We start from the raw sequence: 21,710 nt of genomic DNA on the forward strand, positions 1-21,710 counted from the left end.
GTCCTCTGCCCCTTTCGCTGAGGTCCATCCTATCACGGCTGTTCGTGGGCCACCTAGCGACCCGGGATCGTCGTCGCAGGTCAGCGGCCTGGGCAGGGCTTGACAAACCCGTTTTCGCCGTGCTCATGCAGGTGAGCCGACAGCGCCCCGACCGGCACCGTGGGATCCTTTGTGGACAGTCGATCGCCCGGGAACGCACACCGGTTCCGCGCGCGGAGAAGCGCCCGGCTAGTCTTCGGGAAGGACGAGGCCGTGAAAGGGAAGGACTCTGACGTGAGGCTGCAGAATCGCCGCGTGCTCGGCGCAGGCGTGTCGGCGCTCGGCGCCGCACTCGTGCTCGCCGGTTGCGGAGCCGGTCAGATCACTCAGACCGACACCCAGCAGCCCGCCGTCAACGGCACCTACGCCCAGGTGAAGACGCTCGTGCTGCGCAACGCCGCGGTGCAGTACCCGGCGCAGGGCCCCGGCTACGCGGCCGGTTCGCCCGCCCCGCTCACGCTCACCGTCATCAACCAGGGCCAGAAGGACGACAAGCTCGTCTCGGTGACGTCCGACGGCGCTTCCGGCCCCGCGCAGATCTCCGGGGACTCGGCGATCGTCGCCGGCCACTCGCTCGTGATCGGCCCGGCCGACGCGGTCGAGCAGGGCGCTCCGGCGCAGCCGGAATCGGCCAACAGCACCCCGGCCTCCGAGACCAACTCGGCCGCCAACGGCGCGCCCAGCTCGGCTCCGAACAGCTCGTCGAACGCCGCCCCCAACTCGGCGTCGAACACACCGCAGGCGGGCGAGAACGGCGGCGCGGCGACCCAGCTCGGCACCGGCAAGGTCGTGCTGCAGGGGCTCAAGCAGCCGCTGTGGCCGGGCGCGACGATCAAGGTCACCTTCACTTTCCAGAACGCGGGCCCGATCGTGGTCGAGCTGCCGGTCGCCGCGCCGGCGCACCCGCGCTCCTGATCGCCGCCGCGTTTCTGTCGGTGCCCGCCGATAGCCTCGCGGCGTGGTGAAGAAGAGCAACACCGTCCACCGGTGCGCGGAATGCGGGTACGAAACGGCGAAGTGGCTCGGCCGCTGCCCGGAATGCCAGGCGTGGGGCACGCTCGAGGAGCGCGGTTCCGCGAAACCGGCGATCGCGCGGGTGGCCGCCGGAGCGCCGAGCGCGCCCGCGAGGCCGATCGCCGAGGTCGACGTCGAGGCGGCCCGGGCGAAGGCCACCGGTGTGCCGGAGTTGGACCGTGTGCTTGGCGGTGGGCTCGTCCCCGGCGCGGTCGTGCTGCTGGCGGGCGAACCCGGGGTCGGCAAATCCACGCTGCTGCTCGAAGTCGCCTATCAATGGGCCGCCACGGCCGGGCGTTCGCTGTATGTCACGGGCGAGGAATCCGCGGGGCAGGTCCGGCTGCGCGCCGAGCGCACCGGCAACGTGCACGGTGAGATGTTCCTCGCGGCGGAGAGCGATCTGTCCGCGATCCTCGGGCACGTCGACGCGGTGAAGCCGGGCGTGCTGATCGTCGATTCGGTCCAGACCATGGCATCGCCGCAGGCGGAGGGCTCGCCGGGCGGGGTGACGCAGGTCCGCGCGGTCACCTCCGGGCTCGTCGCGCTGGCCAAGGAACGCGGGCTGCCGGTCTTGCTCGTGGGACATGTCACGAAGGACGGTTCGGTCGCCGGTCCGCGCGTGCTGGAGCACCTGGTGGACGTGGTGCTGCAATTCGAGGGCGACAAGCATTCGACGCTGCGGATGGTGCGCGGCATCAAGAACCGGTTCGGCGCGGCGGACGAGATCGGCTGTTTCGAGCTCACCGAGGGAGGCATCGTCGGGGTGCCGGACCCGTCCGGCCTGTTCCTGAGCCGGACGGCGGAACCGGTGCCGGGCACCGCGGTCACCGTCGCGGTCGAAGGGAAGCGGCCGCTGCTGGGCGAGGTGCAGGCGCTGGTGTCGAGCAGCGGCATGCCGCAGCCGCGGCGCGCGGTGAGCGGCCTCGATTCGGCACGGATCGCCATGGTGCTCGCCGTGATGGAGAAACGCGGCCGGATGAAGCTGGGCGACAAGGACGTCTATGTCGCGACGGTCGGCGGCATGAAGATCACCGAGCCGGCGATCGACCTGGCGCTGGTGCTCGCGCTGACCTCGTCGCTGCACGACGTGGCGCTGTCGCCGCGGCTGGTGGCGGTGGGCGAGGTCGGGCTGGCGGGCGAGATCCGGCGGGTGCCGAACGTCGCCCGCCGGCTGGCCGAGGCGGCGCGGCTGGGCTTCACGCACGCGTTGGTGCCGCCGGATTCCGGCAAGCTCCCGGACGGGATCCGGGTGCTGGAGGTGCCCGACGTGGCGAGCGCGCTCAACGCGGCCAATCACGCGAAATGATCAGCCTCCCGCCCGGTCGGTGGTCTCGGAGGAGAACTGGACGGAGCTGACCAAGCTGCCGGGCGAGAGCCCGACCGCGGGGGTCTTGGCGATCAACTGGATATCGGTCAGCTGAACCTGCGACCGGTTGACCGAGACGAGCAGCTTGTACAGGCCGGTGGACGCCGAGTACTGCGAGATGTCCGGGCTGATCTGTATCAGGTGGAAGCCGAGGGCCGGATTCTCCATCACTTTCAGGAAGGCGCTCCGCAGATCTCTCGAGGCGTACCCGGAAACGAGGACGTTCAGGATCATCTCGGTCGCCGCCGGATAGCTGATGCCGCTGGGGAACTGCTGAGTGCCGCTGTAGGTCAGCGGCAACGGCAGCGGCCCCTCGCCCTTGGGCGGCAGTTGCGGAGGGGGCGGCGACTGCGGAGGGTTGAGGTCCGTGAGGAGGAGAGCGGCCAGCTTGTCGGGTGTGGTCGGCAGGCTCGCGACGAATTCCGGGGTCGGGCGATTCCAGCCCGGCGGGGTAGCCTCGGACCAGCGGTCCGCGCGGGGGAATTTCTTGCTGAAGTGTCCGCCGGGTGCGGATTCCTCGAACTGCACCGGCCCGGGAAGCTCCGTGCTGTCCTGTGCCTTCCCGGTGATCAGCTCCGGCGGCGAGGACCGGGTCCAGCGGCCTTTCCAGATCCCGGCCGGGTCTGCCGGGATCCACAGGTCCAGCTGTTCCCGGACGGTGAACGCACTCCTGCCCTCCACCCACGCGGTGCGGCTGTACTTGGTCACGACGTGGTTGAACGGCGCGCCCGCCTCGCGGCCGTCCGTAGCGGAGCCCGGGCCCGCGGGAGCCAGCGTCGTCGGCGCGCTGGCGAGTTCCCGGACGACGACCACGCCGCCGGTCAGCAGCGCGACCGCGGCGGCCACGGCGATCCATCGCCACGCGCCGGAGCGCTGTTTCCGTTGCGGGACAACGGGTTCGTCCGTTTCGCTCACTGCCGCGGCGGCCCGCATCATGCTCGCGCGGGCCCGGCCGAGTTCGGCGCGGTCGGTGGTCGCCTCGTGCGGGTGCAGCGCGGCGAGAGCCTCGTCGAGTTCGGCGTTGGACCACAGATGCCGCACGGTGTCGTCGTTCACTGTTCCTTCGCCTCCTCGCGGCTCGATGCGGTGGGATTGGTGCGCAGCCATCTGCGGATCCGGTGCAGCCTTGAACGCACGGTGCCCGGCGGGATGCCGAGCGCCTCGGCGACTTCGACCGGTTCCAGCCCGGCCCACGAGACCAGCAGCAGCGTGTCGCGGTCGGCGACGCTCAGCTTCGCGAGCGCGCCGGCCAGCTGGGCCGTGCGGGCCTGGGCGTCCACCTGCTCGGCGACCCGGGTGTCGTGCCCGCCGTGCCCGCGGTCGCTGGAATTCGCGAGCCGCGCGGTGGCTCTCAGCGCCCGGGTTTCGCTGCGGACGTGGTGGCGCAGCAGGTTCGTCGCGATCCCGTACAGCCACGAGCGCGCGGTGCCCAGGTCCGGTCGATAAGACTCCCGCCGGCGCAGCGCGACGAGGAAGGTCTCGGCGACGAGATCGTGCGCGGTATCCGGGCCGACGCGGCGTGCGAGGTAGCGGTGCATGGTCGCCGCGTGCGCGTCGAACAGCCGCCCGAAGGCCGGGGCTGGATCGGGCCCGCCCAGGTCGGGGCGGTCCTGCGGGCCGGTCGCCACCGGCTCGGGACCGTCATGGGTCACCTGCATGCCTGTTCTTGCCCGCATGGCGGGCGGGCGTTCACGGCCTCACCAGATGGGATGGTCGCTGAACTTCTCCAGCGTGCTCACCGACGGCCGGACGAACCAGAGCCCGGCGCTGTAGCCGATCAGGCCGATGGCGAAATTCGCGAAGGTCGCGAGCAGTTCGGTGAAGCCGAGCTTGGCGTGGTTGCCCCAGAGATCCACCAGCGCGGACACCCCGAGCGCGATCAGGCAGCTGACCGACAGCACGGTGAAACAGGCGGCCAGCGTCGCGCGGGTGCTGCGGGCCCGGGCAGTCACCAGGTAGTCGCCTTGCAGGCAGCGGCGCGCGGACAGCACCACCACGGCGATGGCGAGCACGGACAGCATCGGCAGCAGCAGGGCGGCGAGACCGAGCAGGCCGCTCGGCAGGCTGTGCCCGTGCAGCGGACGGTTCACGAGCGCGGTGATGCCGAAAACGAGCAGCGTGCCGATCGCCAGCGAAACCCCGATGACCACGGACGCGACGCGCACCCGGGCGGCGAACAACGGCGGCAGCGGAGCGTACTCCGCGGACTGCTGCCCGTAGTACTGCTTCACCGCATCACCTCCGCGCCGGCAACCCGAACGAATGTGCAAATGCTCGTGAAGACCACCTTAACGGAATGCGATTCCGGCAAGGCGGCCTTCACGGCACTTGTCACTGAGGCGTGCTAACTGGCTTGCCTGATCAAGCCTTCTCTGCCAGCAGATTCGCGCACCGGATCAGGCCGATGTGCGAGTACGCCTGCGGGTGGTTGCCGAGCGAGCGCTCCGCGACCGGGTCGAACTGCTCCGGCAGCAGCCCGGTCGGGCCCGCCGCGTCGACGATCTGCGCGAACAGCTCCTCGGCCTCGTTGCGCCGCCCGGTGCACAGGTACGCCTCGATCAGCCAGGCCGCGCAGATGTGGAAGCCGCCTTCGCCGCCGGGAAGGCCGTCGTCGCGCCGGTAGCGGTACACCGTGGAACCGCTGCGCAGCTCGGCCTCGATCGCCGTCACGGTCTTCTGGAACCGGTCGTCCGCCGGGTCGATGAGGCCGGTCAGGCCCACGAACAGGGACGCCGCGTCGAGGTCGGTGCCGTCGTAGGCGGTGGTGAACGCCTGCACCTCTTCGTTCCAGCCGTGCTCGAGCACGTCGGCCTTGATCTGGTCGCGCAGCTTGGGCCAGGCTCCCGGGACGTCACGGCCGTACTCGTCGCCGAGCCGCACCGCGCGGTCGATGGTCACCCAGCACATCACCCGCGAGTACACCCGGTGCCGCGGCACGTGCCGCTCTTCCCAGATGCCGTGGTCCGGTTCGTTCCAGCGCCGCGTGACGGCCTCGGCCATCGCGCGCACCATCTGCCAGTCCTCGTCGCGCAGTTCGCCGCGGACCTGCGCCAGCGTGGCGACCAGCTCCACGACCGGGCCGAACACGTCGAGCTGCACCTGGTGGTTGGCCAGGTTGCCGACGCGCACCGGCCGCGAACCGGCGTACCCGGGCAGCGATTCGATGACCGCCTCCGCGCCGATGACGCTGCCGGCCAGCGTGTACAGCGGGTGCAGCCGCTCCGGGCCGGCCAGCGTGGCGAGCACGCCGTGCAGCCACTTCAGGTAGCCCTCGGCTTCCTCGTGCGAACCGAGGTGCACCAGCTCGCGCACGGTCATCGCGGCGTCGCGGATCCAGCAGTAGCGGTAGTCCCAGTTGCGGACCCCGCCGATTTCCTCCGGCAGCGACGACGTCGCGGCGGCCAGCACGCCGCCGGTGTCAGTGTTCACCAGCCCGCGCAGGGTCAGCGCGGAACGGCGCACCAGCTCGGTCTGGACGGTCGGCAGCTTGAGCTTCGCCGCCCAGTCGCTCCAGTACCGGCCCGCCCGGTCGCGACGGTCCACTTCGGACAGTTCGTGGGCGGTGAAATCCGTGGTGCCGCACCGAAGTTCGAGCACCACCGGCTGCTCCGGCGTCGGCTGGACGAGCGCGGTCGCGGTGTCCTGAAGGCCGTCGGAGGTGATCGACCATTCGACACCCGGCGAGCGCAGCACGAACGGCTCCGACGTGCCCAGCACGCGCAGGCCTTCGGCCTCGGCGACCAACCGCACCGGCACGCCGCCGAATTCCGGCCGCGGCGCGAACACGACCTGCGCCACCGCCTCGCCGGAGATCACGCGCACGAGGTCGGTGCGGTGCCCGGGGCTTTCCGGTTCGAGATAGTCCGTGACGAGCAGCCGCGACCAGCGCGTTTCGACCGTCATCGTGTTCGGCAGGTACCGCTGGCCGAGCGGGAGCCCGTTGCGGTGCGGTTTGATCGAGAAGTGGCCCGCCCCGGGACCGCCGAGCAGATCGGCGAACACCGCGGGGGCGTCCGGACCGGGGTGGCACAGCCAGGTCAGCTTCGCGTCCGGCGTCACCAGCGCGACCGAGCGCTCGTTGGCCAGCAGCGACAGCCGCTCGATCGGCGTCGCGGACTCGCCGTAGAGCCAGTTGCGCCGCTCTTCCAGCAGGAACGCGAGCACCATCGCGACGTCGACGGTGTCGGGCACGTGGTACTCGGCGAGCGATTCGCCGTCGCCGACCTTGATGCCGAGGTCCGGCCCGGCCAGCCGGGCGAACGCCTTCTCGTCGGTGACGTCGTCGCCGAGGAACACCGCCGCGGTGGCCCCGACCTGGTGGCGAAGGGTGTCGAGGGCATTGCCCTTGTCGGTTTTCACGACCGCGAGTTCGACGACTTCCTTGCCGTCGGTGGTCGTGACGCCTTCCCACTTCGACGGGCCTTCGTGCACGTCCGAGAGGACGCGCCGGCCCGCGTTGTGCTCGGCGCGGCGCACGTGCACCGCGATGCTCGCCGGCTTGACCTCGAGCGACACCCCGGGCACGTCGAGCACCAGCTGTTCCAGCTCGTGTTCGAGCCGCCGGTGCAGCGCCTTCGCGTCCTCGTCGAGCGCGTGGATGAAGCCGATGTCGAACTCGGATCCGTGGCTGCCGACCAGGTTGACCTCGGACGGCAGCCGCGACAGCGTCGCGAGATCCCGAAGCGCCCGGCCGGAAATCACGGCGGTGGTCGTTTCGTGCAGGCCGGCGAGAGATCTCAACGCGCCCACGGACTCGGGCAGCGGCCGCGCCTCGTCGGGGTTCGCCGTGATGGGGGCCAATGTGCCGTCGTAGTCGCAGGCGACCAGCAGGCGCGGGGTACGGGCGATCTGCACGATCGCGCGCCGTAGTTCCGCGGGCAACGCCTCGGCGGTCAACACTCCTCCTCAGGAGGTCCAGCGCGGTACGGGGGAGGGGGTCAGTCGGCCGGTTCGGCACCCAGCGCCTGGAGGAACGAACGCGCCCACCGGTCGACGTCGTGGGTGAGGACCTGGCGACGCATGGCGCGCATCCTGCGTCGGCCCTCGGCGGGGTCGAGCGTAATGGCAGCCTCCAACGCGTTCTTCACCCCGTCCAGATCGTGCGGGTTGACGAGGAAAGCGCTGGTCAATTCCGCCGCCGCGCCGGCGAACTCGCTCAACACCAGCGCGCCGCCCAGATCCGGCCTGCACGCGACGTACTCCTTGCAGACGAGATTCATCCCGTCGCGCAGCGGAGTCACCACCATGACGTCGGCCGCGGAGAAGAAGGCGGCCAGCTCGGTGCGGTTCACGGATTGGTGCAAATAGTGCACGACCGGGTGGCCGACGCGGGCGAACTCGCCGTTGATCCGGCCGACCATCTGCTCGATCTCGCCGCGCATCCGCTGGTAGTGCTCGACGCGTTCGCGGCTCGGGGTGGCCAGCTGCACGAACGTGACGTCGCCGGGTTCGAGGCGGCCCTCGTGCAGCAGCTCGTGCAGCGCCTGCAGCCGCAGGTCGATGCCCTTGGTGTAGTCGAGCCGGTCGACGCCGAGCAGCACCGCTTTGGGGTTGCCGAGGTCGCGGCGGATCTGCTTGGCGCGCTCGCCGACGCCCTTGCTGCGGGCGAGCGAGTCGAGGCCGGCCGCGTCGATGGAGATCGGGAACGCGCCGACGCGCACGGTGCGGTCGCCGACCTGCACCATGCCCGGCCGGGACCGGACGCCGACCGCGCCTCGGGTGGGCTCGAGGCCGACCAGCTGCCGGGCCAGCCACAGGAAGTTCTGCGCGCCGCCGGGCCGGTGGAAGCCGATCAGGTCCGCGCCGATCAGGCCGCGCACGATCTCCGCGCGCCACGGGAGCTGCATGAAGAGCTCGACCGGCGGGAACGGGATGTGCAGGAAGAACCCGATGCGCAGGTCGGGCCGCAGCTCGCGGAGCATCCGGGGCACCAGCTGCAGCTGGTAGTCCTGGATCCACACGGTCGCCCCGTGCGCGGCGACGCTGGCGCTGGCCTCGGCGAAGCGCTGGTTGACCTTCACGTAGCTGTCCCACCACGACCGGTCGAAAACCGGCCGTTCGACGACGTCGTGGTAGAGCGGCCAGAGGGTGGCGTTGGAGAAGCCCTCGTAGTAGTCGCGGACCTCGGCCGAGGTGAGCGAGACCGGATGCAGGACGAGGCCGTCGTCGTCGAACTCGTCCACGTCGACGTCCGGCACGCCCGGCCAGCCGACCCACGCGCCCTTGCGGGACCGGAGGAACGGTTCGAGCGCGGAGACCAGTCCGCCGGGACTGGCGGTCCAGCGCTGCTGTCCGTCCGCGGTCCGTTCGAGGTCGACGGGCAGCCGGTTGGCCACCACGACGAAATCCGCGGACGGTGCGCTCTTCTCCTCGGCGATCGCGTCAGTCACTCCAGCTGCTCCCTCGTCATCGGCGGGTCGCGGCCCCACTGGAAACCCTAGCGCGCGCGGAGTGACCGGCCGGTGACCAACTGGTTACTCCAAACGCCGTTCGGTCGGTTCCATCGGCCCGGCCAGCCGGGGCCCGGAGAGCTTGCGCTCGAGCCTGCCGAGCCCGGTGCGGACCGGCTGGGCGAGGTATTCGCCCAGTACAACGCCCGCCGCGAGAGCGAGCCCGATGGCGACCGCGGTCATCAGGGTGGAGATGTTGCCGCCTGGCGACACCGCTAATTGGTATAGACCACGATAGGTCGAGAGGCCGGGGAGCAGCGGAGTGATCCCGGACACGGCCACCACGAGTGGCGTAACTTTCAGCCGCCGCGCCATCACGCCGCCGCAGAACCCGACGAGCGTCGCCGCGATCGCCGACGCGCTCACCGCGTCGAGCGTCGCGAGGATCAGCGCGCCGTAGACGATCGCGCCGATCCCGCCTGCCGCCGCGGCGACGAGCATCGCGCGCAGTTTCGAGTACGAGGCGAGCGCGAAGCAGGCGGCCGCGCCTGCCCCGCCGACGACGATGATCGGCAGGTGCTGCGCGGTCGAGACGGGGACGTCGGGCAACGGGGTGCGCGGCAGTTCGAGCATCACCGCGAGCCGAAGCGCGAGCACGACCCCGGCGATCAGCCCGGCACTCATCAACGCGGTTTCCATCGTGCGGCCGGACGCGGTGACGTAGTACCCGGTGATCCCGTCCTGCACCGCGGAAACCGTCGACAGCCCCGACAGCAGCACGGTGACCGCCGCGGCGACCACGAGCGTCGGCCGGTCGGTGGTCAGGATGTTGCTGCTGACTATCACCATCGCCGACAGCGTCGCGAACAACCCGCCGACCACCTGCTGGAAGAAGAACGGCAGGTTGAACTTGTTGAGCAGCCTGCCGATCCGGTCCACCGCGGCGGAGATGACCATCGCGACGAGCGCGATGTCGAGACCCCCGCCGAGCAACAGCGTGATGAACCCGGCCAGCCCGCCCCAGGCGGCGGTCGCGGTCCAGCGCGCGTACGGGTGCGGCGCGGAGGTGATCCGGTCCAGCTCGGTGACCGCTTCCTCGGCCCCGGTGCGGCCGCGGACGATCTGGCGCACGAGCGCCTCGGTCTCGGTCAGCCGGGTGTAGTCGAGACTGCGCGAACGAACCACTCGCAACGCGGTGACCGGCGCGAGGTCGGTCCCGCGGTGACAGGTGACGGTGATCGACGTGAAGATGACGTCGACCTCGCAGTGCGGCAGCCCGAGTGCGGAGGTGAGCGCGAGAATGGTCGCGGTGACGTCGGAAGCCCCGGCGCCGCTGGCCATCTGCACTTCGCCGATCCGCAACGTGAGATCCAGAACGAAGTTGACGGTCGCGTCGTCGGGCGGCTTGGGCCCGATCGCCTCCTCGGACTCGACCGCGGGCTGTTCCGCCGTCGGAGCCTCGAGAATGTGCCAGGCGCGTCGGCGCAGCAAATTCGGCCGATGCCGCTGGCTGGACCGCGGGTGCGGAGGCTCGAGAATCGGCCACCGTCTGCGCGCGACCCCCTGGCCGGCACGCTCGTTGATCTTCATGATCGATCCCCACCTCCTCGTTCGTTCCCGGGGACCATCGGCCGTACCGCCCCAGCTGTTGCAGTGGTGTCCGCCACACCCGTCGTCGATCGTGCCGCATCGGGTTGGATCTTGTCGATTTTCGCGGCTGACCTGGGGCTTAGGGCGGGTTGTCCGGGTGCGCCGGGAGCGGCCCGATATACTTTTGGCGCGCCCGTCGCCGGGTGCGTGCCGGTATAGCTCAGTTGGTAGAGCATCTGTCTTGTAAACAGAAGGTCAGGGGTTCGAACCCCCTTGCCGGCTCCGGGAACGCGGGCTTCGGTCCGCTGCTTCGTTGCTCGAGCGGCCTGGCCCCAGGCTATCTCTTCGCCCGTGTGAGACCGGTCTGCTGAAGGATGGCGAGCACAGGTCTGCTCAGCCGCCTTGTCGGCGCGGATTCAGAGCTTGGATCAGGCAGGCCTCTGCTGAGGTTTCGAGTTCCGCTGGCTCGCTGCGCGGTCGCGGCTCAGGCGGCGGACAGCGGGAGGCCTGCGACCGGGAGGTCGATCGCGGCGCGGCCGCTGTCGGTGAGGAGCGCGGGAACGCGCTCGCCGTGCCGTCCCGCGCGCAGCGGGACGACGAGGGCCAGCCGCACGAGGCGGTGGGCGGTGAACTGGTCGCAGCAGGCGATGCCGTCGATGTAGAGATCGGGTTCGCAGCTGCAGGTCATCTCGGCGCGACCGCGACCGACGGCCGTGAGGGTGGCGCGTTCGCGGTGGTTCAGGTGGAGGATCTGGGCCGACATGGGTGCCTCGCGGGTTCCGAGTTGCCTGGTGCTTCCTGTCACTGTCCGCGCGTTGTCTGGTGCCAGCCAGATCCAGATCAGCGGCTGTTTCGGGGTACCAGTTGGCTCGGTCGTCAGGGGTGGCTGACCGCGCTGGCGGGCACGCGAAACATGCTCCGGCCAGCGCGATCTGTGACGCCGTGGTCCAGGACGACGACCGCTGCCACGCCGTCTGGCTCTGTTCTCACCACCCGGCACGAGATGCGTAACCGCGCTGGATACCGCGATTCGGTCGTGAGGTCGTTGTCGAGCACTGGCAGCTTTTCCACGAGAGTGACTTCGGTGCCGTCCGCTTCCGAGAATTGGACTTCGACCCAGCCGGGGAACGCATCGTCCACCACTCTCGTGGCAATGCCGTTGAAATAAGCCATGGCTCAAGAATGCCGTTTCCGGCAAGAAGCGCCGGGGTCTGGGGCGCTCGGAATCAGAAGCCGTCGCAGGAGGCGGTTGCGAAGTTGCCCGACGCCTTTGCCGTCTTGGTTTCCTTGCCGTCCACAGTGACCTTGCAAGTCACCTCTCCGCCTTCGGTGCCGGTCGTCACCACGAGGGAGCCGCCCTTGACGAGGCCCTTCGTGGAGATGTCTTTCGACCACGGCAGGGACTTCGGCTGTTCCTGGTTGGTGGAAGAGCTGCCGTCGCCGAAGGTGGTGTACGTGATCGAGGCGTCCTTCGCGGTGCCGCTGACCTCGTAGTGGACTGTCGCCGAGCGGTTTGCTTCGTTGTTGATGTCGTTGACTGCCTTGGTGACCGTCGCGGCCCAGATGATGCAGAGCACCAGGCCGATCACCGAAAGCACCAGACCGGCGATCGACAGGCCCTTGTTCGTGGCCTTTCCGGACCGCGACCGGGCGAAGCCGAGTGCGGAGAAGATGATCCCGAGGATCACCAGCGGCCACGCGACGAGCCCGATGACCGGGATGAACGAGAAAATCAGGCCGACCAGGCCGAGCACGAACCCGGCAGTGCCGAGGCCGTTCTTCGGCGGGATCTGGTGGACCGGAGGGGCCGCCTGGGGTGCGGGCGGCGGAGGATAGTCAGGGGCGGACATGCGAACCTTTCGTGATCGAACGTGCACAACCAGGTCGCACTAATCGCCCCGAGTGTTACGTCTTGTCCGGAATCAGTCCGGGCGCGGCTCCACGTGCACCCGTTCCCCCTGCAGTCCGAAGAGGATCAGCAGTTCCACCGCGCCTCCGTCGGCCGAGCCGAGCCAGTGCGGTTCTGTCGTGTCGAACTCCGCCGCCTCGCCGGGCGGGACCGTCAGCTCCTTCGCGCCCACGATCAGGCGGAGGCGGCCATTGAGGACGTACAGCCATTCGTAACCGCTGTGTGTTTTCAGCGCGGGTTCCGCGAAGCGGCCGGGGATCAGCATTTTGTACGCGTGCACCCCGCCTGGTCGCCGGGTGAGCGGCACGTAGGTCATCCCGTGCTGGTGGATCGGGCGCAGGTGGACGCGCGGGTCGCCGGCGCGGGGCGCGCCCACCAGGTCGTCGATCGGCACGTCGTAGGCGCGCGACAGCGGCAGGAGCAGCTCCAGGTTCGCCCGGCGCTGGCCGTTTTCCAGGCGGGACAGGGTGCTTTCCGAGATGCCGGTCTCGGCCGACAGGTCGGCCAGGGTGATGCCGCGCCGGGTGCGCAGGGTTCGCAGCCTCGGGCCGACCGCGTCCAGGACTTCGTCGAGATCAGACATGGCGCCCAGTTTGCCGAACTCGTGAGCGGCGATGCCGGTTAGAACCGGCATCGCCGCTCACGAGTGCGCATCAGCCGACCAGTTCGGGAGCCGGTTTCGCGGCGCGGCGCGCGGGGGCCGTTTCCGGGAGGATCAGCAGGCAGACCAGGCTCAGCACGAGCAGCGCGGCCAGGTAGTAGCCGACCGCGAGGGCGTCGCCGGTCGCGGCGACGATCCGGTTGGCGATCATCGGCGACAGGCCGCCGCCCAGCACCGCGCCGACGTGGTAGCCCACGCCGAGGCCGGACTGGCGCTGTTCTCGCGGGAACAGCTCGGCGAACCAGGTGTACATCGGTCCGAAAAGGATTCCGGTGGCGGTGAAACCCAAGAGCAGCGCGACGAAGACCGAGCTGACGGTGCCCGCCGACGCGATCGGGAACATCACGAGCGCGGCGGCGATCGACAGGACCGAGCCGGTCAGCATCACCGGCTTGCGGCCGATCCGGTCGGACAGCCAGGCGGCTCCGACGTTCGCGGCGGCGTGGCACAGCAGGGTGATCGTCGAAATGGTGACGATCGGGCCGCGCGGGAGGCCGAGACCTTCCGGGGCGGCGGCGGTCGCGTACGACAGCATGAACGTGACCAGCGCGAAAGTGCAGGCGGTGAGGCCGAGGTTCGCGCCGGCGATCAGCAGCAGACGCCGCCAATTCGAGCGGAGGACGTCGGCTAGCGGCTTTTTCGCGCGCGTTTCCGCGGCGGCCATTTTCTCGAATTCCGGGCTTTCCGAAACGCCGCGGCGGATCCAGATCCCAATCGCCAGCACGATGCCGCCGGCGAGGAACGGGAGACGCCAGCCCCAGCTCATGATGTCGTCGTTGGGCAGCAGGAGAACCAGCGCGAAAGCCAGGTTCGCCAGCACGACGCCGATCGGCGAACCGAGCGCGACAAAGGAACCGTAGAGGCCACGCCGTTTTTCCGGCGCGTGCTCAACGGCGAACACGGCCGCTCCGGCGCTTTCCCCGCCACGGGCGGCGCCGTGCAGCAGGCGCAATCCGACCAGCAGCAGCGGCGCGGCGATGCCGATCACCGCGTACGGCGGGAGAACACCCATGCCCAGCGTCGCGAAACCCATCAGCAGAAACGCGGCGTACAGCGCGGTGCGGCGGCCGCGACGGTCGCCGATCCAGCCGAAAAGCGCCGCGCCGAGCGGGGCCATCACGAAACCGATGGCGAAGGTCGCGAGGCTCATGAAGGTGCCGAACCAGGCGTTGCCGGTTTTGAAGAACACCGACCCGAACACCAGCGCCGCCGCGGTGCCGTAGATCGAGAAATCGTACATTTCCAGGGAAGTGCCGACTCCGGCGGCGAATCCGAGCCGCAGCACGCCGGGAGAGTGCGCTTCGTCGCGCTTGGCCATGGCAGGCCTTTCGTCGTCTCGCGCGAGAATGCGCGGAGTGTCCGGTGGTGGGAAACGGTGGACACAGCTTAGGGAAAGCGTGACGAAGGAGGCAAAGTCCGATTTGCGGCGGATTGATAAATAAAATCTATCAATTAATAGACAAGACGGCCGGAATCGCGAGGATTCCGGCCGTCTGAGTCAGTACAGCTCGATCACCAGTTTTTCCGAGCGGGCGCGCGACACGCACAGCGCCATCTGGTCGCCGGAAGCCTTGTCGCTGGCCGAAAGGCACTGGTCCCGGTGCTCCGGCGTGCCCTCCAGCACCCCGGAAACGCACGAGCCGCAGATGCCTTCCTCGCACGATTTGAACACCTCGATCCCGTTGTCGGTCAGCACCGAGAGGATCGACTTCTCGGCCGGGATCTCGAACACCTCGCCGGTGTCGAGTTCGACGGTGAACGGCTGATCGCCGCTCGTGTCGACCTCGGCCGCGGTGAAATGTTCGACGTGCACCTGCGCTTCGCCGACCACCGGAGCGAACACGCCGGTGACCTGCTCCATGAACCCTTCCGGACCGCAGGTGTAGACGTGCCCGGCGGATCCGAGCCCGGTCGCCACCTCCGTCAGCACGGCGGGCTGTTCGTCGCGCGGAACGCCGAAATACAGCAGCACTCGATCCCGGAATTCAGCCTGTTCTTCAAGCAGGGAAACAAAAGCCGCCGACTCCCGGTCGCGTGCGAAGTAGTGCAGTTCGAATTCCGCACCGTCCGCGTGCAGCTGGTAAGCCAGGCTCAGCAACGGAGTGATGCCGATGCCGCCCGCGATCAGCACGTGCCGGTCCGCGTCCGGAGCCAGCGACAGCAGGTTCCGGCACTCGCCGACCTCGAGCTTGTCGTTCTCCGCGACCGCGTGCAGCGCCTCGGATCCGCCGCGCGAATCCGGCTCCCGTTTCACCGCGATCAGCAGCGACGACGTGTCGTCCGGCCGTCCGCACAGCGAGTACTGGCGCAGGATCCCGGTCGGGCCGGTGACGTCGACGTGCGCACCGGCGGGGTGCGGGTCGAACGGCAGACCGTCGGCGCGGACGAGGCGGAGCGCCCGGATCCCAGGCGCTTCCTCGACGACCTCGGCCACGCGGACCACGGTGTTCGGCATCGGCTCTCCGTTTCAGGGCAAGGGAGTTCAGCGCAGGTAAAGGCCGCCGTTGGCGTCCCAGCAGGCCCCGGTGACCGAGGCCGCGCCGGGCGAGGCGAGCAGCGACACCATCCGCCCGATGAACGCCGGGTCGCCGAGCCGTCCGACGGGGATGTTCTTCGTGAAGGCTTCGAGGTTGTCCTCGCCGACGATCGAATGCACCATCGGGCTGTCCAGCGGCCCCGGGGACACGGAGTTCACCGTGACCCCGCGCGAGGCGAGTTCGCGGGCGAACACCTTCGTCGCGGACATGATCGCGCCCTTGGACGACGCGTAGTGCCCGCCGGTCGCCGTGCCGCCGTTCTGGCCGGCCAGCGACGCCATGTTCACGATCCGCCCGTAACCCTGCTCGACGAAGTACGCGCCGAAGATCTGGCAGGCGGTGAACGTGCCGGTGAAGTTGACCGCGAGGACCGCGTCGAGGTCTTCCGGCGTGATCTCCATCAACGGTGCCGCCTGTGTGCGGGCCGCGTTGTTGACCAGCACCTGGACGCTGCCGAAATCGCGGACGACGTCGTCCTTCAGCTGCGCGAGCGCCGCTCGATCCTGCACGTCGACCAGGTAACCGCGGCAGTTGCCAAGGGACGCAGCCAGTTTCTCGGCCGCTTCGCCGTTGACGTCCGCGATCGCGACGCGGTAGCCCTCGGCGTGCAGTTGCCGCACGATCGCTTCTCCGAGACCGCTCGCGCCACCGGTGACAACGGCGACGTGCGGCTCAGCTGGCGCGCTCACAGCAGGAATCCCGCGGCAGGAACGGCCTCGTCGCTGTTGACCAGCCGGACGACCTTCAATGCGATCCGGTCGCCTTCGGGACCTTCGGGCGACAACTGGATGCGGTGGACCAGATCCGCCGCCCACAGGTCGTGATTGCCCCGCTTGTAGGCGACCAGAATCTGCGCCGAACGCAGCACGACTTCGTTGTCCGAAACGGATTCCGGCACGAATCGCGACACCGTGCGCACGGTGCGGGCGGAATCGACGGCCGCGAGCGCGTAGCCCTCGGTCATCCGCGCGATGCGCATCTGCCGCATTCGCGCGTCGTCGTAGACCATGTTCAGCGAGCCGGCGAAATCGTCGGTTTCCCGGTCGATCGGGATGACGTAAATGCCGTCTTCGGTGAACAGCTTTTCCCACGCGTGGTATTCCGTGCGGTCCAGGTGTTCCGCCTCGCGGTTGACGAGTTCGACGGCGCGCGCGAGGCGAGGGTCAGTGACGGGGATGGTCTCAGTCATCGCCCATCATCTCCTTCCACTGGGCGTACGCGGCGCGCATGCCGGTTTCGTCGGTGACGTGCGAGGTGGGCCAGCCTTCGGGGCTCGCCTTTTCCCGCGCCAGTCCGCGGTTGACCAGGATCGGCAGGTCCGGGCCGCCGTGCGCACCGCGCTGCACGCGGTCCCAGCCCTCGGCGTCGTCCGGCGTGCCGAACCCGAACGGGCCCTGGAAGTGTTCGTGGATGCGCAGCCGTTCGCGATTCACGATGTCCAGTTCCGGCGGTCCGTCCGGGCCGATCGCGACGTGCTCGATCAGCGTCTCGTTGACCGAAATCGGCCGCAGCACCCGGAAAAACGCCGCGGACATCGAGACGTTCGGGAACAGGTTGAGGTTGAATCCGGTGCCGTGCATGGCCCGGACGACCTTGCGCACCTGCGCCTCGTCCAGTGTCTTCGACAGTTCGGCCACCACGTGGTCGAAGCGGCCCTGCAACGGTTCGGTGCCGTCGTCGACGTCCAGATCGGAGTGTTCCGGCACCATCTGCATGACGCTGTGCCCGTTGCCGAGCGAATGCGTGATCGCCGACGGATCGGTCATGAACGACATCATGTCGGCGGTTTCCGCGTCCACCGAAGCCATCCACGACCGGTGCACGATCGGGAAGTGATAGCCGTCCGTGGTGTTTTCCAGCTGGATCTTCCAGTTGCCGCGAAACTTGAACTGGTGCTTGCCGAGCACCTTGATCGGGTAACCGCCGCCCTGCTTCATGAAGCGGTCGATCCACAGTTTCGCGTCGCCGAGGAAGTCCTCAAGGGACTCGCTGTCCTCGTCGAAGGTCGCGAAAACCATGCCGCCGTACGACTCGGTGCGCAGCTTCTTCAGTGACAGCTCGCCCTTTTCCAGCACGCCTTCGTAGCCGTCGGGATAAGGGATGCCGCGCAGCTTGCCGTCGAGGCCGTAGCTCCAGGCGTGGTACGGGCAGGTGAAGCCGTTGGCCTTGCCGCTCGGCTTCTCGCACAGGCTCGCGCCACGGTGACGGCAGCGGTTGAGCATCGTGTGCAGCGTGCCCTTGCGGTCTCGCGTCACGATTACCGGCTGGCGGCCGACGTAAGTGGATTTGAAGTTCCCCGGCTGGGCCAATTCGCTTTCATGCGCGACCCACACCCACGAACGCTCGAAGATCTGCGTCATCTCGCGTTCGAAGATTTCCGGGTCGGTGTAAAGCCGGGCGGCGACGCGGTCGCTTTCCGCGAAGTCGGCGGGAACTTTCGCGTTCTCAGTCATGAGGTCTCCGGTTCAGTCGGGCAGTTCGACGTCTTCGCGGACGGTCAGCGGACGGCCGATCCGGGCTTCGATCTTGGCGAAGCGCCACAGCTTGACGCCATTGCTGCCGACCTCTGTGGTGCGCAGCAGGTTGCAACCGGCCTTGACGGTTTCCTGGCTGTCGGCGTCGGCGAGGATGTAGCAGGTCCACGGCCAGCCGTCGGACGGGCCGACCATGTGCGCGTCATCGTCGATGTCGCCGATGAAAGTGATGCCCGGCAACGCTTTCAGCTGGTCCATCATGGACACGAAGGACTGCCAGACGTCGCCGATGGTGATGCCGTCGGCGGGCAGGTCGAAGAAGTTCTGGTTGATGCCGATGCAGAAAAGCACCCGCAGGGGCTGCGTGCTCACAGTCGGAGACTCCTCGTCGTGGTGGTGGCTGGTCAGCGGAAGCCGGGGCTGGTCGGCGGCTGTCCCATGAGAACCGCTCCGGCGGCGTCGTGGATGGCCGGGCCCAGGAACGCATGCTGCTTGGGTACCAGTGCGTCGCCCTGAAGTCCACGCAACGGGTGCGTCGAGTAGATCGGCGCGGTGCCGGAGATCTCGACGAGCTTCGAGACCACCTCGGACGACGTCTTGGCCAGGTGCGCGGACGAAAGCCGCAGCTGGGCGTTCTGCTCGTCGGTGGCCTCGTCGCCGGAAACGACGGTGTCCCAGACCTCGTGGCTGACCTCGTAGAACCAGGCGCGCGCGGACCGCAGCGCGGCCTCGGCGTCGGCGTACCCGGTGCGGTAGTAGCCGCGGTCGGCGAGCTTCGGCGCACCGGTGACGCCGGTGTAGCCAGCGCCGACTTCACGGGCGTGGTCGAGCGCAGCCCGCGCGACGCCCGCGCCGACGATGGCGAGAACCTGTGCGGCGTAAGCGATTGTGGGGTAGCGGTAGAGCGGTTCGTCCACAGTGGGCGCGCCGCCGCGGATGAACGTCCACTCGCGCGGGACCTCGACGTCGCGCACGACCAGGTCGAACGAACCGGTGCCGCGCATGCCGACGACGTCCCATTCCTGCACGATCTCGACCTGCTCGGGCCGCAGCAGCGCGGTGCGCGGTTTCCCGCCGGTCGATTCGTCGCCGGGGATGCCGACGCCGAGGATGTCCGCGCCCATGCAGCCGCTGGCGAACTTCCAGCGACCGTCCACGCGGAAGCCGGTTTCGGTCGCCGGGGCGGGCTGGACCGGGAAGAGACCGCCGGCGAACGCGACGTCCGGACCGTTTTTGTACAGCTCGGCCTGCGTGTCGAGCGGGAGCGCGGCGAGGTAGATCAGCGACGAGCCGAAGCTGGCGACCCAGCCGGTCGAACCGTCCACTGTGGAAATACGCTCGATCAGGCGGAGGAACTCGGCTGGCGGGAGCGGGTTGCCGCCGAACTTCGCCGGCGTGCTGGCCCGGTAGACGCCAACCTGCTTGAGCCGGTCGATGAAGTCGCGCGACACGTAGCGCTGCTGCTGGAACTCGTCCTTGCGCTTGGCGAGCTCGGCGAGCACCTCCTCCATGGTGACTTCGCTCATCGCTGCTCCTCAGAATGCCGGTGCGGTCGCTGCAGACGGTACGAACCACGGCGGCGCGCGGGAATTGGTAGTGCCTGAGCGGGCGTAGGGGATTTCTTCAGTGCGAGCCGCCAGCCAGGGGCTTTACGCTGAGCCGATGGAGGCAGACCCGCGCGCGCCCGAGCTGACGACGCACGATTTCGTCGCGATGCTCAACGCCAGCCGTACGTGCGTGCTCGTGCACGACGGCGCGACGAAGAACATCCTGTGGGCCAACCCGGCCGCGTGCGAGATGCTCGAATGGAGCGTCACCGAGCTGCGGCCGTTGAAGGCGAACCACATGAGCAGCTCCGCGCAGCAGTACGACCGGGTGATCGGGCGGGCGTGGCTGCAGGAGGCCGTCGACAAGGGCGTCAGCCGGATCGAATGGCACTACCGCACCAAATCCGGCCGGGTGATTCCGACGGACGCGGTGGCGACCCGAGTTGAACTGGCGCAAGGCCCGGCGGTGATGGTGCAGTTCCGCGACATCGAACGCGAGCAGGAAATCGAGCGTGAGCTGCGGTTGACCACGTCCTGGGTGGACGCGCTGGCCCGGCAGACGTCGGCGGTCGCGTTGATGCTCGACGGCTCGGGCGAGCTGCGGTTCGCCACGGATTCCGCGGTCGCGCTGTTCGGCGCGACACCGGACGAACCGCTCGGCCGCCTGGCCGACTACGCCGGTCTGCGCCTCGACGACCGTCCGGCCACTTGGGACGAGGTCCGCGAACGCGCCGTGCCAGCCACTCAAGTTCGGCTGGAAATTCAGGGTCGCGTGTGGCTGGAGGGGAGCGTCGAACGGCTTCGCGAGCCTGGTGGAGACGCGTTTCTGATGCTGCTCCACGACGTCTCCGAACGCATCCGCGGTGAGGTCCGGCGGGAGCGGGAGCTGCACCGGGAGAACTACCTGGCGCGCTACACCGCGATGGGCGACATGGCGATGGCGATCGCGCACGAGCTGAGTCAGCCGCTCGCCGCCGCGGGCAATTTCCTGGCCGGGGTGCGATCGCGGACGCTCGATGCCGCGCCCGTTGTGTACGGCATCGACAGCGCGGTCCGGCAGATCGAACGGGCAAGCCAGATCGTGTCGTCCGTGCGGGCGTTCGTTGGGCATCTGGAGCACGTGGAGCAGGTGGCCGACCTCAACGAGATCGTCGAGGAATGCCTGTATTTCGTGCGGTTGCGCGCCGAACCGGCCGCGATCGAGGTGAGGTTCGACCGGTCCGCTGACGCCGTGCCCGTGCACTGCGAACGCGTGCTGACCGGCCAGGTCGTGCTGAACCTGTGCTTCAACGCGATCGAGGAAATGGCCCAGTGCCCGCAGCAGCGGCGCAGCCTGGTGCTGACCACGCGCCGCGACGGCGACACCGGCGTGGTCACCGTGGACGATCGCGGCCGCGGCTTCCCGCGCAACCCGTTCGACGAGTCGTTCACCGCGAAGGAGCGCGGCAGCGGCATCGGATTGGCGCTGAGCCACCGCATCATCACCCGTCAGCACGGGACGATCTGGGCGGAACACCGCGCCGGCGGCGGTTCGCGGTTCGGCTTCGCACTGCCCGCGACCGGCCCGGGTTAGGAATTCTTCAGCTGTGCCGGGGAAGTTCTCGATATCCCGCGACCGGTGCGGCTTTGTACGGTCAGAGGAGTCCCGGCCCCAGTCCTAGGAGGCACCGTGTCCGAGCTGACCCGGACCCAGCGCGAATTCCGCACCGCGATGGCCAACCTCTCCGCGGCCGTCAATGTCGTCACCACCGCGGGCGCGCACGGCCTCGCCGGCATGACGGTGAGCGCCGCCTGCTCGGTCACCGACAGCCCGCCGACCGTGCTCGTGTGCGTCAACCGGTCGAGCCGGTCGCACGCGATCCTCGTCGGCAACGGCCAGGTGTGCGTCAACGTCCTCGGTCCCGGCCAGGAAGACCTGGCCATGCACTTCGCCGGCGCGACGAAGGTGCCGACCGCCGACCGCTTCAGCGAGGACTGCTGGGACCTCGACAGCGAGGACGCCCCGGTCCTGCGCGGCGCGGCGGCCTCGCTGGTCGGCCGGATCGTCGCCGAACAGGAGCACGGGTCGCATTCGGTGCTGTTCGTCGAGATCGAAAAGGTGCTGACCGCCCCGGACAGCGGAGCTTTGGTGTACTTCCAGCGCCGCTTCCACCGGCTTGCCGCACTCAGCGCCTGATCGAGGAG

The 21,710-nt window shown here is 69.0% G+C and carries 21 protein-coding genes and 1 tRNA gene; 5 read left to right on the forward strand and 17 right to left on the reverse strand.

Translation table 11 applies throughout. The features are described from left to right. The first annotated feature begins 273 nt into the window (after positions 1-273). Positions 274-954: a copper chaperone PCu(A)C domain-containing protein gene (locus tag ACZ7OI_RS06185; protein WP_470263063.1), complete on the forward strand. Its 681-nt coding sequence runs from the start codon at positions 274-276 to the stop codon at positions 952-954. 43 nt (positions 955-997) lie between these two features. Beyond that, positions 998-2,359, forward strand: a complete 1,362-nt coding sequence (gene radA / locus ACZ7OI_RS06190; protein WP_470263064.1) for a DNA repair protein RadA — start codon at positions 998-1,000, stop codon at positions 2,357-2,359. Here radA and ACZ7OI_RS06195 read toward each other — a convergent pair whose 3' ends face one another. The 6 genes from ACZ7OI_RS06195 to ACZ7OI_RS06220 form a co-directional block, all read right to left on the reverse strand. After that, entirely contained in the window at positions 2,360-3,475 is a 1,116-nt protein-coding gene (locus ACZ7OI_RS06195; RefSeq protein WP_470263065.1) for a hypothetical protein, read from the reverse strand. Then, on the reverse strand, positions 3,472-4,077 hold the full coding sequence (locus ACZ7OI_RS06200; protein WP_470263066.1) for an RNA polymerase sigma factor: 606 nt from the start codon (positions 4,075-4,077) through the stop codon (positions 3,472-3,474). The genes ACZ7OI_RS06195 and ACZ7OI_RS06200 overlap by 4 nt, the downstream gene beginning before the upstream one ends. A 39-nt stretch (positions 4,078-4,116) precedes the next feature. Next, positions 4,117-4,650, reverse strand: coding sequence for a hypothetical protein (locus ACZ7OI_RS06205; protein WP_470263067.1), 534 nt, complete (start codon positions 4,648-4,650; stop codon positions 4,117-4,119). Positions 4,651-4,780: 130 nt separating this feature from the next. Next, positions 4,781-7,315, reverse strand: coding sequence for a trehalose-phosphatase (gene otsB, locus ACZ7OI_RS06210; protein ID WP_470263068.1), 2,535 nt, complete (start codon positions 7,313-7,315; stop codon positions 4,781-4,783). A gap of 41 nt (positions 7,316-7,356) precedes the next feature. Further along, positions 7,357-8,808 carry an alpha,alpha-trehalose-phosphate synthase (UDP-forming) gene (locus ACZ7OI_RS06215; RefSeq protein ID WP_470263069.1) on the reverse strand — a complete coding sequence of 484 codons (1,452 nt, stop codon included), beginning with the start codon at positions 8,806-8,808 and terminating at the stop codon, positions 7,357-7,359. A gap of 84 nt (positions 8,809-8,892) precedes the next feature. Next, positions 8,893-10,398, reverse strand: coding sequence for a threonine/serine exporter family protein (locus tag ACZ7OI_RS06220; RefSeq protein WP_470263070.1), 1,506 nt, complete (start codon positions 10,396-10,398; stop codon positions 8,893-8,895). A gap of 209 nt (positions 10,399-10,607) precedes the next feature. Here ACZ7OI_RS06220 and ACZ7OI_RS06225 point away from each other — a divergent pair. Further along, positions 10,608-10,680, forward strand: a tRNA-Thr gene (locus ACZ7OI_RS06225). Positions 10,681-10,882: 202 nt separating this feature from the next. On the opposite strand, the gene ACZ7OI_RS06230 is transcribed toward ACZ7OI_RS06225, so the two are convergent. The 11 genes from ACZ7OI_RS06230 to ACZ7OI_RS06280 form a co-directional block, all read right to left on the reverse strand. After that, positions 10,883-11,161, reverse strand: a complete 279-nt coding sequence (locus tag ACZ7OI_RS06230) for a hypothetical protein (protein WP_470263071.1) — start codon at positions 11,159-11,161, stop codon at positions 10,883-10,885. Between the two features lie 113 nt (positions 11,162-11,274). After that, positions 11,275-11,571 (reverse strand): hypothetical protein, encoded by a 297-nt coding sequence (locus ACZ7OI_RS06235; protein WP_470263072.1) that lies wholly within the window; start codon positions 11,569-11,571, stop codon positions 11,275-11,277. A gap of 53 nt (positions 11,572-11,624) precedes the next feature. Next, positions 11,625-12,248 (reverse strand): DUF4190 domain-containing protein, encoded by a 624-nt coding sequence (locus ACZ7OI_RS06240; RefSeq protein ID WP_470263073.1) that lies wholly within the window; start codon positions 12,246-12,248, stop codon positions 11,625-11,627. Between the two features lie 72 nt (positions 12,249-12,320). Beyond that, positions 12,321-12,890, reverse strand: coding sequence for a helix-turn-helix domain-containing protein (locus ACZ7OI_RS06245; protein ID WP_470263074.1), 570 nt, complete (start codon positions 12,888-12,890; stop codon positions 12,321-12,323). 70 nt (positions 12,891-12,960) lie between these two features. Continuing rightward, the gene (locus ACZ7OI_RS06250) at positions 12,961-14,286 is read right to left on the reverse strand and encodes an MFS transporter (protein WP_470263075.1); all 1,326 of its coding nucleotides are present in this window, start codon (positions 14,284-14,286) and stop codon (positions 12,961-12,963) included. Positions 14,287-14,466: 180 nt separating this feature from the next. After that, positions 14,467-15,423 carry a PDR/VanB family oxidoreductase gene (locus ACZ7OI_RS06255; RefSeq protein WP_470263076.1) on the reverse strand — a complete coding sequence of 319 codons (957 nt, stop codon included), beginning with the start codon at positions 15,421-15,423 and terminating at the stop codon, positions 14,467-14,469. 27 nt (positions 15,424-15,450) lie between these two features. Beyond that, the gene (locus ACZ7OI_RS06260; RefSeq protein WP_470263077.1) at positions 15,451-16,194 is read right to left on the reverse strand and encodes an SDR family NAD(P)-dependent oxidoreductase; all 744 of its coding nucleotides are present in this window, start codon (positions 16,192-16,194) and stop codon (positions 15,451-15,453) included. Then, on the reverse strand, positions 16,191-16,694 hold the full coding sequence (locus tag ACZ7OI_RS06265) for an aromatic-ring-hydroxylating dioxygenase subunit beta (protein ID WP_470263078.1): 504 nt from the start codon (positions 16,692-16,694) through the stop codon (positions 16,191-16,193). The genes ACZ7OI_RS06260 and ACZ7OI_RS06265 overlap by 4 nt, the downstream gene beginning before the upstream one ends. Next, complete coding sequence (locus ACZ7OI_RS06270; RefSeq protein ID WP_470263079.1) at positions 16,687-17,958, reverse strand: aromatic ring-hydroxylating oxygenase subunit alpha; 1,272 nt, start codon at positions 17,956-17,958, stop codon at positions 16,687-16,689. The genes ACZ7OI_RS06265 and ACZ7OI_RS06270 overlap by 8 nt, the downstream gene beginning before the upstream one ends. A 12-nt stretch (positions 17,959-17,970) precedes the next feature. Further along, complete coding sequence (locus ACZ7OI_RS06275; RefSeq protein WP_116200316.1) at positions 17,971-18,351, reverse strand: hypothetical protein; 381 nt, start codon at positions 18,349-18,351, stop codon at positions 17,971-17,973. 32 nt (positions 18,352-18,383) lie between these two features. Next, positions 18,384-19,505 (reverse strand): acyl-CoA dehydrogenase family protein, encoded by a 1,122-nt coding sequence (locus ACZ7OI_RS06280; protein WP_470263080.1) that lies wholly within the window; start codon positions 19,503-19,505, stop codon positions 18,384-18,386. Between the two features lie 136 nt (positions 19,506-19,641). Here ACZ7OI_RS06280 and ACZ7OI_RS06285 point away from each other — a divergent pair, with 136 nt between their 5' ends. Both ACZ7OI_RS06285 and ACZ7OI_RS06290 read left to right on the forward strand, forming a co-directional pair. Beyond that, positions 19,642-21,099, forward strand: a complete 1,458-nt coding sequence (locus ACZ7OI_RS06285) for a PAS domain-containing sensor histidine kinase (protein ID WP_470263081.1) — start codon at positions 19,642-19,644, stop codon at positions 21,097-21,099. 96 nt (positions 21,100-21,195) lie between these two features. After that, a complete protein-coding gene (locus tag ACZ7OI_RS06290) occupies positions 21,196-21,702 on the forward strand; it encodes a flavin reductase (RefSeq protein ID WP_470263082.1) in 507 nt (168 codons plus the stop codon). The last annotated feature ends 8 nt before the right edge of the window (positions 21,703-21,710 follow it).

The organism is Amycolatopsis sp. NPDC114503, assembly GCF_055633655.1.

What these genes read in the sequence shown, in the direction of transcription:
- ACZ7OI_RS06200 (WP_470263066.1), bottom strand. Translation starts at nt 4,077, where the DNA reads ATGCAGGTGACCCATGACGGTCCCGAGCCGGTGGCGACCGGCCCGCAG.
- ACZ7OI_RS06220 (WP_470263070.1), bottom strand. Translation starts at nt 10,398, where the DNA reads ATGAAGATCAACGAGCGTGCCGGCCAGGGGGTCGCGCGCAGACGGTGG.
- ACZ7OI_RS06230 (WP_470263071.1), bottom strand. Translation starts at nt 11,161, where the DNA reads ATGTCGGCCCAGATCCTCCACCTGAACCACCGCGAACGCGCCACCCTC.
- ACZ7OI_RS06235 (WP_470263072.1), bottom strand. Translation starts at nt 11,571, where the DNA reads ATGGCTTATTTCAACGGCATTGCCACGAGAGTGGTGGACGATGCGTTC.
- ACZ7OI_RS06240 (WP_470263073.1), bottom strand. Translation starts at nt 12,248, where the DNA reads ATGTCCGCCCCTGACTATCCTCCGCCGCCCGCACCCCAGGCGGCCCCT.
- ACZ7OI_RS06245 (WP_470263074.1), bottom strand. Translation starts at nt 12,890, where the DNA reads ATGTCTGATCTCGACGAAGTCCTGGACGCGGTCGGCCCGAGGCTGCGA.
- ACZ7OI_RS06250 (WP_470263075.1), bottom strand. Translation starts at nt 14,286, where the DNA reads ATGGCCAAGCGCGACGAAGCGCACTCTCCCGGCGTGCTGCGGCTCGGA.
- ACZ7OI_RS06255 (WP_470263076.1), bottom strand. Translation starts at nt 15,423, where the DNA reads ATGCCGAACACCGTGGTCCGCGTGGCCGAGGTCGTCGAGGAAGCGCCT.
- ACZ7OI_RS06265 (WP_470263078.1), bottom strand. Translation starts at nt 16,694, where the DNA reads ATGACTGAGACCATCCCCGTCACTGACCCTCGCCTCGCGCGCGCCGTC.
- ACZ7OI_RS06270 (WP_470263079.1), bottom strand. Translation starts at nt 17,958, where the DNA reads ATGACTGAGAACGCGAAAGTTCCCGCCGACTTCGCGGAAAGCGACCGC.
- ACZ7OI_RS06280 (WP_470263080.1), bottom strand. Translation starts at nt 19,505, where the DNA reads ATGAGCGAAGTCACCATGGAGGAGGTGCTCGCCGAGCTCGCCAAGCGC.
- ACZ7OI_RS06285 (WP_470263081.1), top strand. Translation starts at nt 19,642, where the DNA reads ATGGAGGCAGACCCGCGCGCGCCCGAGCTGACGACGCACGATTTCGTC.